The following is a 14,763-nucleotide window of genomic DNA, read 5'->3' on the forward strand; positions in this document are numbered from 1 at the left end:
CTCACTAGAGGATAGTCTTTGGACTGAACAAGACCGGTACCTCCATTTTTCAGGATTCCTCACTATGGCTGTCACGTCCACCATCCTTGTAGTCGAAGACGACGCCATCGTGCGCATGCTGATCGTCGATGTACTCGAAGAGTTGGCGTTCAGTGTGCTTGAAGCGGCTGACGCCGAAGAGGCGCTCACGGCAGTTAAAAACACCGATCAGGTCATCGACTTGATGATGACCGACGTGGGCCTGCCGGACATGGACGGCAAGCAATTGGCAACCCAAGTACGTGAGTTGCGCCCCACCCTACCCATCCTGTTCGCCAGCGGCTATGCCGAAAGCGTCGACTGCCCTGCCGGCATGCAGGTGATCGCCAAGCCGTTTTCCATCGACCAATTACGGGACAAGGTCAAAAGCATGCTCTGACGTGCGCCGCCCCCCACTTACATAACACGTAATAAAATCCCACGGACAACCGGGGGAGTCATTACCGGCCAGCTAACGACAGAAATAGACACCGCCATGAGCCTGCTTTATCGGTTCACGGCCATTCTTTTTCAGTCGTGAGCCAACCATTGATGACGATATCGACACCTTACGCAAGCACACTTCACCCTTCCCCGACGCCATTACCCAATGTGCCGCAAGTGTCCGCAGGCAATGGGCCTCAAGCGACCATGGAGGGCCCCGTCACCTACACCGCCCCGCGCCTCAGTGGCGACAGCACGCTGGCGCAGGCCTATGGTCAAAAGCTGCTCGACCTGAGCGGTAACACACGCATGAACGTCAATCAGGCCATTATTGAACCGATCCCGGCTGATTCAACATTCGGACAATGGTGGTCTCACTTCTCCGACATCCTACAAAACCCAATATTCAAGAAGTGGGCAGAACGTAATCACCTCGATACCAGCAAACCCTTTTCCCTCATCCCCTCCCTGGGAGCCTTGCGTGGCAACGTCGCTGGCACGACCAAGACACTTTTCCTCGAGCGCGATTCAGCCCTGGCCAGTCTGTATGCACCGCTGATCAACGCGGCCAGAGTCGTCGGTGCAGGCAGCCATATCGTCGCCGCGCCGCTGGCGGCCAACCGCGCATCGGTGGCCGATGTCGCGGATTTTTATCATGAGTCGATTCCAGACACTCCGGACGACCTCAAGCAACGGGGCCAGGCACTGCTGAACATCAGGGCGTTCACTGCCCCGTCAGCCAGATTTGCCGAAGTACGCCAGGATTCGGCGCTCACTTATCAAAGAAACCTGGTGGGTGATATTCATGACCGCGAGGCCTTGGCAAGCAAACTTCAACAGTTCCCCGAAAACGGCTCCCAGCCACTGCAGGCGTACCTGAAAAACAACACCCTGCGCGTTCACTCAAACTCCTCTTACGATCAGACACACAATCTACCTGAAGGCAATACGGTAAGCCTCGAACAGTTCATCACCGATAATCACTGGCGGCTGCCCACCGATCGCCAACAACTGGCCAACCTGATTCGCGTCTTGAAGGCCCCGCCGTTGCCAGCCCCCCATCATGGTGACCTTGGTGGCGCACTGTCCTGGCCAGTACCACTGACTCAGGACGAGCAGAAGCTTGTCTATAGCCATTTCAACCACAACCTCCGCCTTCCCGGCCTGAAAGACATTGCGCTGGATCCCAAAGGCGCTTTGGGCTACCTGAGTCAAAACCGCCACTGGACAGACGCAGAACGGCGTGACCCGCGCAAGGTCATCGAGCAAATCATTCACTCGCCCAAGGCCAAAGAGCTGGGGGCCGCCCTGCAGACCAAAATGGGCGGCGTCCCCACCAAGGACAGTCAGACCGACTGGGTGTTGGCCGCCATTGCCAACACGCTCGATACCGAAAGCCTGTTCCGTCCCCGTAAACATCACGTCGCCGGGTTCGACCTTGCCAACGGCCAGCACTATGGCAAGCCCCTGGAGCACATCAGGCAACAGCTGACCGCGCACGTGGTGAGCACCGGCAAAGCCACCCCGCAAATGGCGCCCATTGCGGCCTACCTGCTGTTAAATCGCAGCGCTCCTGAATTGTTGGTCAAGGACGTTCCGCAGGACGTCACCTACGGCTCCATTGCGTGGGTCAGCCTCAAGGCGGCCGTGGCCCGTATCGAGGCGCAGAGTCCCGGCGCAGCGGCACTGATGTCATTCGCGCAAATCGTGTCACAGGACGCCAAGGAACCGATCTCGGAAGACGATGAAACAATCCAGCAACAAACGATGTTGCCGGCCTTGGCTGAATGGGGAGAAATCAACGGGACATTACCCCAATCAACCACAGGGGTTTATTCAGCAGCGCAACTTGAACAGACGCAAACAACGTTGAGAGAAAAAGGCGAGGCCTTGAACAAGGCTGCGCAAAGCCTGCAAGCCGAAATGCCGACGCAGCGCAGTGTCGCCCTGGACGAGTTGAAAAAGGTGTTCGGTGATGGCATTCCGTTTGAACGTAAGTGCATCAGCAGCACTTACGCCAACAGCGACGCTCACCAACTGACGGCCTCCATCACCACTGAATCCGTCGGCACTTACTCACTCCTAGACCTTTACTTGTCCCAACGCGCAGCCGACCGGGTGGGATGGACGTCGAGCGACCGGGACGTTCCCGTGACAGGGCTGCTGGACAGGATGTCCAGGCTTCCCGACCCCAAGGCCAAACACGCTCAGGCATTTGCCGATTACCAAAAAGGGATTGAAGAGGCCTACTCGGTCCAGACGCGGTTGCTGCTTTCAAAACTGCCACTGCAGGACCGGAAAAACCTCGAGTATGGGAAAATCACCGTCTATGTCGAAGGAGAAGTCACTCGCAGCCGACACGTGTTGCCGAACGGGACTGTCGACCATGAATCCAATTTCCCCGAGCAGCCACTCAGAGAGCGGTCGTTGTTGATCAAGACCGAACACAGCGGCGAGCAGGCGTTTTACGAGATATCCCCGCAACGTGGCTATCTGTTGCGACGAGACGACTTGAAGGACCGCTTCAAGGAGGGTGTCCAAGCCCCCTGGGTCAAGCAACCGGCACCCTATGGAGAAAAACAATCCACCACGGCCATTCAAGAAAAAAAGCCTGCCAACGAGCAAGAGCGCAGCCAAATGGCGGCCACCGAGCATTCCAATGATACGCCGGACTCCTTTTTCAGCCCACGCAGCCGACTCATCGGCCAGTTGCTCTCCCGGCATACGTGCGAAGCCTTCAAGTTCGATCGGGCGTTGGAGGCTTCCAAGGCCGTCACGACGTTTGATGAAGAACAGGCGAGAAAGAAGATGGCCGAGGAACTCTGGCTGGGTGTAATCCCTTTCGCCTCGGCTACGCGGCACGTCATTAATGGCAATTACCTGGACGCTGCCGGCGATCTGATCTTTGACGGGGTCATGTATGCAACGTCGCTGGGGCTGGGCAAGGGTGCCGGTGCGGTTAAAGGACTGCCCAAACCGAAGAGGCTGTTTGGGAAGACATTGCTGGCCGGGAAGCTGCCAACCAGTACGCTGGCGCGTGCAGCCCGGGCGCCCATCGCTGAAGCCGGGCAGTGGATATCACACCCTATTTCCAGGGTTGTGGAAGGGTTGCGTCCCAGCAGCAGGCGCACGGTGGACCTCCTGAAGATGAGCAGAAGGCCAGATATCGCACAGGGCACCTATAAGATCATTGGCTCCGAAACCCCGTTGAAAACCACCGCCCTATATGACGACGCCACGCGCAAGTGGTTTGCCTATGACATCCATACCCAGCAGCGGTCCGGCCTGCCGCTCCATGACTTCTCCCCACAATCCTCTCGTGCAATCGACACACCAACGCCAGGAAGCACAGCACTCAAACCCAATCATTTGGAAGCCAGCCTGGCTCGGGACAACGTCGTGGAACTGGGGGGCACGATGCGCGAGTTGACACGCTTGGAGGGTGACCTCTACTGCTTTGTCGACACCTACAAAGGCGTGGATCGTCTGAATATCTGCGCCCATGGTGTCGGCCTGGACCTGATCGACAGGCTGAAAAACAACCCGACTACCATGTACTTCAACAACAGCGAAAACACCCCGGCACAACTTCTGAACGCTCTAAAAAACAAAAATATCGACCCCAGCCTCTACGACAATGTGCGTTTGGTCATGTGCTACTCGGCCAATGGGCAAAGCAATTCGTTTGCCGCTGACTTTCAACGCTTGGTCAAGCGGCCGGTAAAAGCATTTGAAGGGCCTGTCACCGCGAACTTTGAACCCAATGACATGACAAACCTCTTCGCCCACGCGGAAAAAACCCTGCCGGCGACCTGGCAGCAGGACTTAAAAACTGTATTCGCCCGACAACGGCAAATGAAAGTCTACAAAAGCAGGCAACATATCAACGCGTTCAAGGACCCGGCGACGTTCATACGGTTTTCCTACACTCCACGCTATTTTTCCCAGGTCATTGCTCCCATCCCTCCTCCATTACCGTAAGCCATTCAGTCAAGCGGACGCGGTTCAAGCGTGTGTGCTTGCAATCGCATCCGGTAACTTTTCCTGGGTTCGCTAGCGCGTCTGGATTTAGCGACTAGTTTCAATCGACATGTCCAAACGCCTGGACGACAGCAATGTCCACACCAACAACCTGTTGCTGCGCACCACCCTGCTCCTCAGCACCCGCCCCGATCCTCATAACGGCGATGACTGGCCGTCGCTCACTTTTTTTGCAGGGATTAACGTGACGTTCGGCAAATAAAACAGGAAACTCGTCGCCTTTGTTCCCCGTCAGTCAAACGAACTTTGGAAGGACGCAACAACATGATTGGAAAACCGACGCGCCTGCTGTTGGCGAGCCTCTCGATTGTCATCAGCACGGGTGCCTGGGCCGATTTCACGGCAACGCCGAGCGAAGCACGGGCCATTGCCAAGGAAGCCTACCTATACGGCTATCCGGTGGTGGAGATGTACAAGACGCTCTACACCCAGTCCATCGATAAGGGCGGCGCCAACTACAAGGCTGCGCTCAATCATATCGGCCACTCGGCCCAAACGTTCACGCCGAAAGACGCCGCAGTCGCGCCACTGAGCCCTGACACCTCGTCCTCGTTCCTGTGGATGGACCTGCGCAGCGAACCGCTGGTACTCACGCTGCCCAAGATCGACGACAACCGTTACGCCTCAGTGCAGTTGATCGACCTGTATTCGCAGAACTTCGCCTACCTGGGCACGCGCAGCACCGGCAACAACGGCGGCCATTACATGATCGCCGGCCCTGACTGGAAGGGGCAGCAACCCGTGGACGTGGACCGTGTGCTCTACAGCGAAAGCAACATCGCCTACGCCGTCTACCGTACACAGCTGTTTGACGAGAAAGACCTGAACAAGGTCAAGCAGATCCAGAATGGCTACAAAGTGCAGACGCTGAGCAACTACGTGAAACAAGCGGCGCCAGCCAAAGCGCCCAAAATCGAGTGGCCCAAGCCGACCGCGACCATGGGCGACAGCCCGCAGCTGTTTGGCTACCTGAACTTCATGCTGGCCTTCGCGGCGCCCCAGGACAGTGAGAAGGAGCTGCTGGCACGTTTTGCCACCATCGGCATTGCCCCCGGTGCGCCGTTCAAGCTCAATCAACTGACCGCCGAACAACGCAAAGCCCTGGACGATGGCATCGCCGACGCCAAGGCTGAATTCGCCGCGTTCAAAAAGGACCAGATCGACACCCATCAAGTCGCCACCGGCGACCTGTACGGCAACCGCGATCGCCTGAAGAACAACTACCTGTATCGCTATGCCGGCGCCAGCCTGGGGATGTTCGGCGATTCCGCCAACGAGGCCGCAGTCTTCACCTACGTCAACGACAGCGAAGGCAAACCGGCCAACGGCGCACGTCACAGCTACACCGTGCACTTTGCCAAGGACCAACTGCCTCCGGCCGACGCGTTCTGGTCGCTGACCATGTACAACGCCAAGACCAAGCAGTTGGTCCCCAATCACAAGAAACGCTACCTGATCACTTCGCGCATGCTGCCCAACTTCAAGCTGGACGCCGATGGCGGCCTGACGCTGGCCTTGCAGCACCACGAACCGCCGAAGGATGAACAGCCCAATTGGTTACCGGCACCGCCGGGTCCGTTCTACGCGGTCTTGCGCATTTACCTGCCGCAGCCGCAAGTCGGCAACGGTCAGTGGAAGCTGCCGGCGTTGACACCGCTCAAGTAACACCGCCTGGCCGGCTGTTGCCCTGCAACAGGCCGGCCAACCCACGAAAATTTAACTGCCGGAAAACTCAGCCACGCTCGCGCGGAATCAGGCTCTGCAACTGCGAGGCCAGGAAGTTGGCGTCGAAGCCAAAGGTGTCCGGGTCTTTCAGGCCGTTGGTTTTCTTCCACAGCCAGTCGTTCTTTTCCGCCGGCAATACCAGCGACACGCTGCCGTGGCGCGCGGCGGTCAGGCCCATCACGGCCACGGAGATCAAGCCGCCCGCGCCCATCACGTCGGGTACAAACTCCACGGCCTTGCCGGTGATCTGCACGGTGAGTTTCTCGGTGTTGAAGGTCGAGGTCTCTACCGGCAGGCTCGGCCCGCTGGCGACATAGGCTTCACGGTGCACCTCCAGCAAACCGGCACACTTGACCGGTTCCAACCACTGTTCGATCTGCCCGAACAACTCACCGAGCTTTTGTGCCCACCGGGCCGACTGCAGGTCGAATTGCTGTTTTTTATGCGCTTCGCTGTCGGCGTAATGACGAAGCATCTCGCCCAGTTGCTGTACATCGTCCATTGCGGATTTCCTTGGGTGAGCCAGGTAACGAAGCGCGATCATGGCAGATGCGGCCGATCGACGTATGACTAAACACCCGCTCAAGGCACGGGTCGCCGTACAGAGCTGGAAACGCTCAACCCAAGCGACCCGGCCTCAATGAGAATGCGTGGAGGACGTGGTAAACGGCTGCTAGCCCCGAGCCGCGGCTTCGGAGGCCGGGTAATACGCCACGGCTGAACGATGAACCGCGCGCTGGCTGACGTAGGCACCGTAGTCGATGTGCAACTCCCTCGACTTGGGAAGTTTGCTCTTATCAATCACGAGCACCATGGGTTGTTTCAAGCTGTCTTCCTCCAGGCTCAAGTAGACGGCAATGCCATGCCCCAGAGGCGTGCGAAAGAAGAACACCACTTCTTGTCCCTTTTTAAGCCCGTGAATCGCCGGTGCGGTGACTGTGAGCTCTTTATCGGTCTCGGTAATCAGCGCGGCAGGCAGGCCATCGAAGCTAATAAACTCGTATACATTTGGCATCTGGCAATCCTCATCACGTTAATGGTCCAAGCCTTGAAGAAATAGGCTTGCTCCCTATTAACAGGGACTGAACGATCACCGTCTACTGTCATAAATAACAGGTATGTACGTGTTGTGACGGTGCCGCTTTGTTTCAGTCAGACGTGCAGCCCGCGCACGCTACCCCCCGCGGAGACAGGGGATCCTGGGTGATCGCATACCGCCCATTTGAGCTTGATCAGACCTGCAATGCAGGCGTATCGAAGGAAGGGTGCTCCGATAGAAGGCGCTGCCACTCCATTCGAAACCAGGGCGTGAATGGCACTTGCGGTTCTACAAGTCGGGCTGATATTTCGTCTCGGTTCCACCACTTGATCTCGCTGACTTCTTCAGTTACCGGGAAGACCGCAGCGTCAGATTGCGCAACCAATACATGACATAACTCGTGTTCCGCACCGATCAAACCAAAGTGAGCATGGTACTCAAAACTATATAAAAAGCGGCAGGAGGCAGAGATGCCTAATTCTTCACGCAGACGACGAGATGCAGCCTCCAGAATAGTCTCTCCAGGCGCCGGATGACTGCAGCATGCATTCGACCAAAAACCTGGCCAGAGCATTTTACCTGCAGCACGACGCTGGAGTAGATGACGCCCACAACTGTCGATCAGATGCACTGAAAATGCGCGATGAAGCGTTCCCGCTCCCAAGTGTGCGACGCGTTTGTCGCAAACACCAATCTGTACATCGTGTGCATCAACTAACACTACGTCACTGGACATTCTGTATTCCCTTCGGTGCAATTACGCACGCCCTCCCCACACCCTGTTTGCAGTGTTTGGGCTTTACCTAAGTCAAGGCACTTGCCCCCAGGCGCTGACGAATGTCAAAGCTGCGTCGGTGAACGCTGGATCGGCACGCAGGTTGGCCATGGCATCAAGATCATCTTGAGTGAGTAACCCGAGTTTAAGCAGCGCTGGCCCAGCCTGCTCGGTGGTTGCAGCCCAGAAGGCATCGGCTGGGCTGTTGTCACCGATTCGGCCTTCGTGGGTGCAATGCCCAACGCTGGAGAGTCCCCGATCACGTAATCGTTCGGGAAGAGTATCGGCCCAGAGCATGTCGGAACCGATGGACTGTTCCAAGAGGGTGACTCCGGCCTGGGCTACTTTTCGGAACACCGGGTTCGCAGTTCTCAAGCTCGGTTGCAGACTCATATCTTCGACCACCAGCCAACCACCTGGGCGGACCCAAGTGACGGCTCGCGTCAATATGCTTTCACGCTCCGTGAGGTGACATAGAAGCGCCCGAACGTGCACCACATCAAAGGAGCCAACAGGAAAACCATCGGTTACCGCATTATGGGTAATCACCCGAATGCCGGGGATATCGGTAAGAAATCGGGTGTCGATGTCGGTGGCGGTGACAGTCGAGTCGGGATATCGCTTGCTCAGCCAGCCGGCGAGCGATCCGGCACCGGCGCCAAGATCGAGAATGGCAGACTTGCACGTAAGACCCAGTTGATCAAACACCGCTTGGCTCAACGGGTCAAATGCGCGTTCAAGGGTGCGTAGGCGGGCTAATTGGCCTGCGTGCTGATCAGCAAGATAACTGCTGGTGTAGCCGGGTTCCTCAGCATAGTCGGTCGTGGTCAAAGTAGGACCTCCAGTTGATCAGGGCAGCGATTGAGGAATCCGCGTTCGATAGGCTTAAACCCCGGAGCCCAGCGCATGTTTGGAAAGGTCTGTAGCAGCATGCGAGCGCTGATCGTGATCTCCATCCGTGCCAGCATCGACCCCAGGCAGAAGTGGCGCCCCGCACCGAAGGCGAAATGACTGGTTGCCTGTTCGGGGCGCGACAAATTGAACGTGTCCGGGTCGGTAAATTGGCTCGGATCGCGGTTGGCCGAACCGATAAGACAGGCCAGGGTCGCGCCAGCAGGAATAATTCCCGACGGCAGTTGCAGCGACTCACGGGCCTCCCGGAGTACAAGTTGCAAAGGAGGGTTGCGTCGCAGGGTTTCGGCGAGCGCGTTATCCATCAGGTCTGGATTAGCCATCACTGCTTCTTTGACACCAGGCTCGTTCAACAAATTGACAATGAGATTCGCCAGGGCACCGTGACTGGTCTCGCTACCCGCTGTCATCAGGATCGCGCAGTAGGACCGGACGAGCGTCTCGGACAACGGCTGATCGTCAATCCGCGCAGCCAGAAGCTGCGAGATCAGATCGTCTGAGGGGTCAGCACGGCGGGCGTCGATGTGTGGCTGGATGAAGTCGTAGAAACTGTCTCGATTGGATAACCCGCCGGTCAACAGTGCCGGATCCTGTCGATAGTTGCCCATGTAAGCGAAGCCGATGGCACACCAACGCTTCAACTGCTCCACTTCCTTGCAGGTTTCAGCCGGGAGACCCAGCGCACGGGCCATCACACGCACCGGCAGCGCTGCGGTGAAATCAGTGATGAGGTCCACCTGAGGTCGGCCGTGCATCTGCACCAGAAGGTCTGTGGTCACCGACGTGATGGATGCTTCGAGCGCTGCAAGGGCCTTGCTGCGGAACGAAGGGCCAAGCAACGCTCGGTGCTGAGCGTGTTCGCACCCATCCATAGTGACAATAGTGTGTCCCAGCAGCGGTCCAATCTGCCAGGTGTAGTTGTTGTTGCTCACCCCAGGATGGGTCAATGCGGCTTTGACATCCACATGCCGACTGACCAGCCACACATCGGTGGGCTCGTCGTAAACGATCGGCAAAGTGGTACGTAGCCGCTCATACAATGGATACGGGTCGATTTCGAACTGCCGGGATTTAAGGGTCGGCGGGGTCAGTTTCAGATCCACTTGCCGGTTGTTCTGTACCGTAGTATCGGCGGCATGCAGGTGATATCGAGAAACGGTACGGTGCCAGTCCCCCGCCGCCCGGACAACCTGACGCAGCCGGTCCGGGTCGGTCGCGGCGGACTGCCGGTGATTTGCATGCTGGGCGGCGACCGCAGTGAACTGCGCAACCGTTGTATTCACCATCTGATGGGCGGACTCAATCGCGGCAGACCAGTCTATGCCAGCCGTGTCCGCGAGTATTGAAACCAGGTTGAAACGCTCACCACACACCACATCTTTGGCAATCGAATGGATATCGTTTGTCCAGGCAATGATATCGGCAGCGTGTTCACGCAGCGTGTTCCACCATTCGGTGTCCGCTGGATTCTCGTATGGGTCAAGCGTTTCGGCCCCATCGATGAGATCAAAGAAGAATAGTGCGCCGAAAGAGTCCCGGCGCAACGGCAGGTATTCGGCCAACGTGAGTGCCTTCTCGGTTTCCCGCACGCGCACCAGCGTCGCCTGCGCACGCAGATGTTGGGTCAAATGTCGCACCAGCCTATGCCGCCAATGGTCGCCCCCTAAGCGCCGGGTCTGAGGCCACAGATCATCGACCAAAACAACGAGCATCGGGTCATCAAACCGGCCGATTTCATCTGAGGGATCAGCGTCGCCACTCTCGGTCAAAACCTGTACCGCGATGATGAAACGATCCAACGCACCGTTTTCCGCCCAAGGTCCATCATCGATTCGGTCATCGAGAGTGAGAGCCCACAGATACCAGCACACCAGAATCTCGGCTTGGGGCGTGGGTGCCTTCCCGCACAACGCAATTCCCAGTTCGAGCAACGCAGAGGTGCTCAACCGATGCGCACCACGGCGTCCGATCAAACCGTACCGCTGCGCCCAGGCGAGCGCATGCGTGCGCAACCGCTCACTGTCGGAGCGCGGTGGTGGACCTGCGAAAGGAAGCTGGATCTCAGGAATAACGAGCGGTGTCGGCGGTAAATGATCGCGTTGGCCGGTGCCGGGATCGCCTTCGTGGGGTTGCGATGCCATGAGGGACTCCTCTTGAATCGACTGTCTAAAAGATAGAGCTCCGACCGCAGCGCCTGCCGTGACGACGAAGCAAAATAGGTAGTATTTCCCTCCGCCGGCCTGATCCTGGCTTGAAGTTAACCGCCTGGGATGTCGGCATTGCCTAGAGTCGACTCAGAAAAATCTCGCAGAGTGGAGGTGTAAGTCGCCATCCCAGCAGTCCCCGTCCGCTCAGGTCGATGAACAGATGTATTGATCCGCCATCCGTACTGATTAGATACGGGCATTGAATCAAAATATACTGTCACTTCTTACAGGTATAGACGAGTCAGCTCCAGGCGTGAGCGTGATCGGTAATCACCGTTGTTTGAACTGCACTGATGAATTGGTTGGCAACTGCGTATGACTAATCAGCCTTTGATGGGTAAGGTGACGCCACCCCCTTGTCAGGAGCATCGCATGCGCACCATTGGCCTTATCGGCGGCATGAGCTGGGAATCCAGCGCCGAGTATTACCGCATCATCAACCAAAGCGTGCGCGACAGGCTCGGCCCGCTGCGCTCGGCGCAGCTGTTGATGCACAGTGTGGACTTCGGCCCGGTGGAACAGGCCCAGCATGCCGGACGCTGGGACGACGCCGCGCTGATCCTGGAAGATGCGGCCCGCCGCTTGCAGGCCGGAGGCGCCGAGTGTGTGGTGCTGTGTACCAACACCATGCATCGGGTGGCGCCGCGTATCCAGGCCGCGGTGTCGATCCCGTTTTTGCATATCGCCGATGCCGCCGGCGCGGCGGCGGTGCAAGCCGGCACACTGACGGTCGGTTTGTTGGGCACCGCCTTCACCATGGAGCAGGATTTTCTGAAGTTCCGTCTGGCCGCCCACGGTCTGACCGTGCTGGTGCCCGAGGCCGATGAGCGCAAGGACGTACACAGGATCATCTATGAGGAGTTATGTGTCGGCGTCATCAGCGACGCCTCACGCCAGGTTTACCAGCGGGTGATCGAGTCCCTGGCCGCACGCGGCGCCCAGGCGATCATCCTCGGCTGTACGGAAATCGGCCTGCTGATCAAGCCCGAACACAGCGACCTGCCGCTGCTGGACACCACCTTGCTGCATGCGCAGGCTGCGGTGGCGTTTGCCTTGCAGGATTAAGCCGATGTGCGCAGGCGCGCATTGTGTTTCATCCGTTGAAAGACAATTGGCCGCCCAGTCTAGAGTCGCCTCTACCGGACGCGCGACGCCGCCACCCGCCACACCCGCGCAATATCCGCAGCCCGCTCGCGCAACAACCGCGGTGCCTCGTTGCACGCTTGCTCCAGGCTCATCGGGCCGGACGGCAAGGCGAACGCAGCGTCCACGCCGTGGGCGTACATCTGCTCGTAGCCGTCCCCCAGGGTACCGGCGATCACGATGACCGGCACACCGTGCTGCCGGGCAATACGCGCCACGCCGAACGGGGTTTTGCCGCGCAGGGTCTGGGCGTCGAAACGGCCTTCGCCGGTGATCACCAGGTCGGCCCCCGCCAATGCTGTGTCCAGGCCAACCAGTTCAGCCACTACGTCCACCCCGGCGCGAAACTGCGCGCCGAGAAAGGCCTTCGCGGCGAAACCCAGGCCGCCGGCGGCGCCGCTGCCGGGTTCGTCGCGCACGTCTTTGAGCAAACCCCTGGCGCAGTGATCGGCGAAGTGGCCGAGGGCGGCGTCCAGGAGTTGCACCTGTTCGGGGTTGGCGCCTTTTTGTGGGCCGAAAATCGCCGAGGCGCCGTGGGGGCCGCACAAGGGATTGTTCACGTCGGCGGCAATCTCAAAGCGCACCTGGGCCAGCCGTGGGTCGAGGTTGTCGAGACGGACCTGTGCCAGCCGGGCCAGGGCCAAGCCACCCGGTGGCAGGGCTTGGTCGTCGGCGTCGAACAATTGCACGCCGAGAGCCTGCATGGCACCTGCGCCGCCATCGTTGGTGGCACTGCCGCCGATGGCCAGGATGATGCGCTCGGCACCCGCGTCCAGGGCGGCGCGGATCAGTTCACCGGTGCCGAAGGTGGTGCTGGAGCAGGCATCGCGCTGCCCTGGTGGTACCAATTGCAGGCCACTGGCTTCGGCCATTTCGATCAGTGCGGTGCGACTGTCGGCCAGCCACCCCCAGCGCGCGTCAACGGTGCCGCCCAATGGCCCGCACACGGTGTGGTGCCGTAACTCGCCATTGCACGCTGCGAGTACCGCGTCCACCGTGCCCTCGCCGCCGTCCGCCATCGGGCACTGGATCATGTGTGCATCCGGCCAGACGTGCGCCAGCCCGTCGGCAATGGCCTGGGCGACGCCCTCGGCCCTCAGGCTGTCCTTGAACGAGTCGGGGGCGATGACGATTTTCATGGGCTTTCTCCGGTTTTTATGACGCCCATGCTGCCAGTTGGACTCGGCAATGACGCCGGTCCGATGCACAAGTGCGGGTGAAGTTTATTGTTCATTCCGACAAAGCCTGGGGCAGCAGTTGTACACCCAGGTACAGCGAAAGCATGCCATCGAGGGTCAGCGGGTCGACACCACTGAGTTCGGCAATCCGCTCCATGCGGTAGCGCAGGCTGTTGCGGTGGATGCCCAGTGCATCGGCGCACGCCTGGCTTTGCCCGTCGTGTTCGCACCAACTGCGCAAGGTCGCCTGCAGTTGGCCGTTGCTGTCCTTGGCGAGCACCTTGCGCAACGGGTTGAGCAATTCGTCCAGGGCATCGTCGTTGCGATGGCGCCAAAGCATCACCGGCAGGCGATAGCGGTTGAGGGTCAACAGACGCGTGTGCGGCAGGACATCGCGACCGTAGGCCAACAGGTCACCCGCGCGCCGATAACAACGACGCAACCCCGCCAAACCATCGGCTTGCCCGCCGACCGCCACCCGCTGGATATTCCAGCCCAGGCCTTCGAGCTTTTCCAACAGGCGCGGATTGTCCACCTGCAACGCCGCCGGCCGGCACCACAACAGGGAAAACTGCGCCGAACTGACACACCAACTGTCCGGGTAGCGCGACGTCAGCCAGGCACTCAGCGCCTCGGCGGACTGCCCCGCGCCCAGTTCGAACAGATACGGTGTGCGCGCCATCTGCGGCTTGAGCCCCAGTTGCTGTGCTTCATCGATCAGACGCGGCGAGTCGCCGGAATCGGCCAGCAGCAAGGCCAGCAGGTCGTCGCAGCGCTGGCGCCGCCATTGTTGCTCGGCTTGCTGATGACGATGACTGACCAGCATTTCCGCGGTCATACGCACCAGTTCGGCGTAAGTACGCAGCCCTTCCGGCTCCCCGGTAATGCCGAGTACGCCGATCAGGCGCTGGTCGTGCATCAGCGGCAGGTTGATGCCGGGCTGCACGCCCTTGAGGTGTTTGGCGGTCTGCCCGTCGATTTCCACCACACGGCCATTGGCCAATACCAGTTGCGCGCCCTCATGCCGGGTATTGATCCGCCCAGGCTCGCCGCTGCCGAGAATCAGGCCCTGGCTGTCCATGACGTTGACGTTATGGGGCAGGATCGCCATGGCGCGATCGACGATATCCTGCGCCAGCTCATGATCCAGCTCGAACATGGGGCTAATTTCCTTGAAAACGGCGGATTGTTCATAGGCACAGCGCAATGGGTGCTTAGCTGTGCGCAAGCACAAAGACAGCACCCTGCAAGGTGGTCGAGACTCTTGGAGCGATCAACGTT

The 14,763-nt window shown here is 59.0% G+C and carries 12 protein-coding genes; 5 read left to right on the forward strand and 7 right to left on the reverse strand.

Going from position 1 to position 14,763, the window contains the following annotated elements:
• Positions 1 to 64 precede the first annotated feature (64 nt).
• From ACLH0J_RS19550 to ACLH0J_RS19565, 4 genes are all read left to right on the forward strand, one after another.
• A complete protein-coding gene (locus tag ACLH0J_RS19550) occupies positions 65 to 418 on the forward strand; it encodes a response regulator (protein ID WP_411388595.1) in 354 nt (117 codons plus the stop codon).
• Positions 419 to 639: 221 nt separating this feature from the next.
• Positions 640 to 4,443: a hypothetical protein gene (locus tag ACLH0J_RS19555; RefSeq protein ID WP_411388596.1), complete on the forward strand. Its 3,804-nt coding sequence runs from the start codon at positions 640 to 642 to the stop codon at positions 4,441 to 4,443.
• A 109-nt stretch (positions 4,444 to 4,552) separates the two neighbouring features.
• Complete coding sequence (locus ACLH0J_RS19560; RefSeq protein WP_411388597.1) at positions 4,553 to 4,705, forward strand: hypothetical protein; 153 nt, start codon at positions 4,553 to 4,555, stop codon at positions 4,703 to 4,705.
• Between the two features lie 62 nt (positions 4,706 to 4,767).
• Positions 4,768 to 6,168, forward strand: a complete 1,401-nt coding sequence (locus tag ACLH0J_RS19565) for a DUF1254 domain-containing protein (RefSeq protein ID WP_411388598.1) — start codon at positions 4,768 to 4,770, stop codon at positions 6,166 to 6,168.
• 67 nt (positions 6,169 to 6,235) lie between these two features.
• Here ACLH0J_RS19565 and ACLH0J_RS19570 read toward each other — a convergent pair whose 3' ends face one another.
• The 5 genes from ACLH0J_RS19570 to ACLH0J_RS19590 all read right to left on the reverse strand — a co-directional run bounded on the left by ACLH0J_RS19570 (position 6,236) and on the right by ACLH0J_RS19590 (position 11,095).
• The gene (locus tag ACLH0J_RS19570) at positions 6,236 to 6,730 is read right to left on the reverse strand and encodes a hypothetical protein (RefSeq protein WP_411388599.1); all 495 of its coding nucleotides are present in this window, start codon (positions 6,728 to 6,730) and stop codon (positions 6,236 to 6,238) included.
• Between the two features lie 171 nt (positions 6,731 to 6,901).
• Positions 6,902 to 7,243, reverse strand: coding sequence for a hypothetical protein (locus ACLH0J_RS19575; RefSeq protein WP_411388600.1), 342 nt, complete (start codon positions 7,241 to 7,243; stop codon positions 6,902 to 6,904).
• A 217-nt stretch (positions 7,244 to 7,460) separates the two neighbouring features.
• Positions 7,461 to 8,003, reverse strand: a complete 543-nt coding sequence (gene idi / locus ACLH0J_RS19580; RefSeq protein WP_411388601.1) for an isopentenyl-diphosphate Delta-isomerase — start codon at positions 8,001 to 8,003, stop codon at positions 7,461 to 7,463.
• Positions 8,004 to 8,075: 72 nt separating this feature from the next.
• A complete protein-coding gene (locus ACLH0J_RS19585) occupies positions 8,076 to 8,873 on the reverse strand; it encodes a class I SAM-dependent methyltransferase (RefSeq protein WP_411388602.1) in 798 nt (265 codons plus the stop codon).
• Positions 8,870 to 11,095 carry a cytochrome P450 gene (locus ACLH0J_RS19590; protein ID WP_411388603.1) on the reverse strand — a complete coding sequence of 742 codons (2,226 nt, stop codon included), beginning with the start codon at positions 11,093 to 11,095 and terminating at the stop codon, positions 8,870 to 8,872. The genes ACLH0J_RS19585 and ACLH0J_RS19590 overlap by 4 nt, the downstream gene beginning before the upstream one ends.
• 438 nt (positions 11,096 to 11,533) lie before the next feature.
• On the opposite strand from ACLH0J_RS19590, the gene ACLH0J_RS19595 reads away from it, so the two are divergent.
• Complete coding sequence (locus tag ACLH0J_RS19595) at positions 11,534 to 12,226, forward strand: aspartate/glutamate racemase family protein (protein ID WP_411388604.1); 693 nt, start codon at positions 11,534 to 11,536, stop codon at positions 12,224 to 12,226.
• Positions 12,227 to 12,297: 71 nt separating this feature from the next.
• On the opposite strand, the gene ACLH0J_RS19600 is transcribed toward ACLH0J_RS19595, so the two are convergent.
• Together ACLH0J_RS19600 and ACLH0J_RS19605 are read right to left on the reverse strand one after the other, a co-directional pair.
• On the reverse strand, positions 12,298 to 13,443 hold the full coding sequence (locus ACLH0J_RS19600; protein ID WP_411388605.1) for a glycerate kinase: 1,146 nt from the start codon (positions 13,441 to 13,443) through the stop codon (positions 12,298 to 12,300).
• A gap of 91 nt (positions 13,444 to 13,534) precedes the next feature.
• Positions 13,535 to 14,641 carry a sugar diacid recognition domain-containing protein gene (locus ACLH0J_RS19605; RefSeq protein WP_411388606.1) on the reverse strand — a complete coding sequence of 369 codons (1,107 nt, stop codon included), beginning with the start codon at positions 14,639 to 14,641 and terminating at the stop codon, positions 13,535 to 13,537.
• Positions 14,642 to 14,763 lie beyond the last annotated feature (122 nt).

Origin of the sequence: Pseudomonas sp. MPB23 (assembly GCF_046605395.1) — a bacterium.
Taxonomy (GTDB): domain Bacteria; phylum Pseudomonadota; class Gammaproteobacteria; order Pseudomonadales; family Pseudomonadaceae; genus Aquipseudomonas.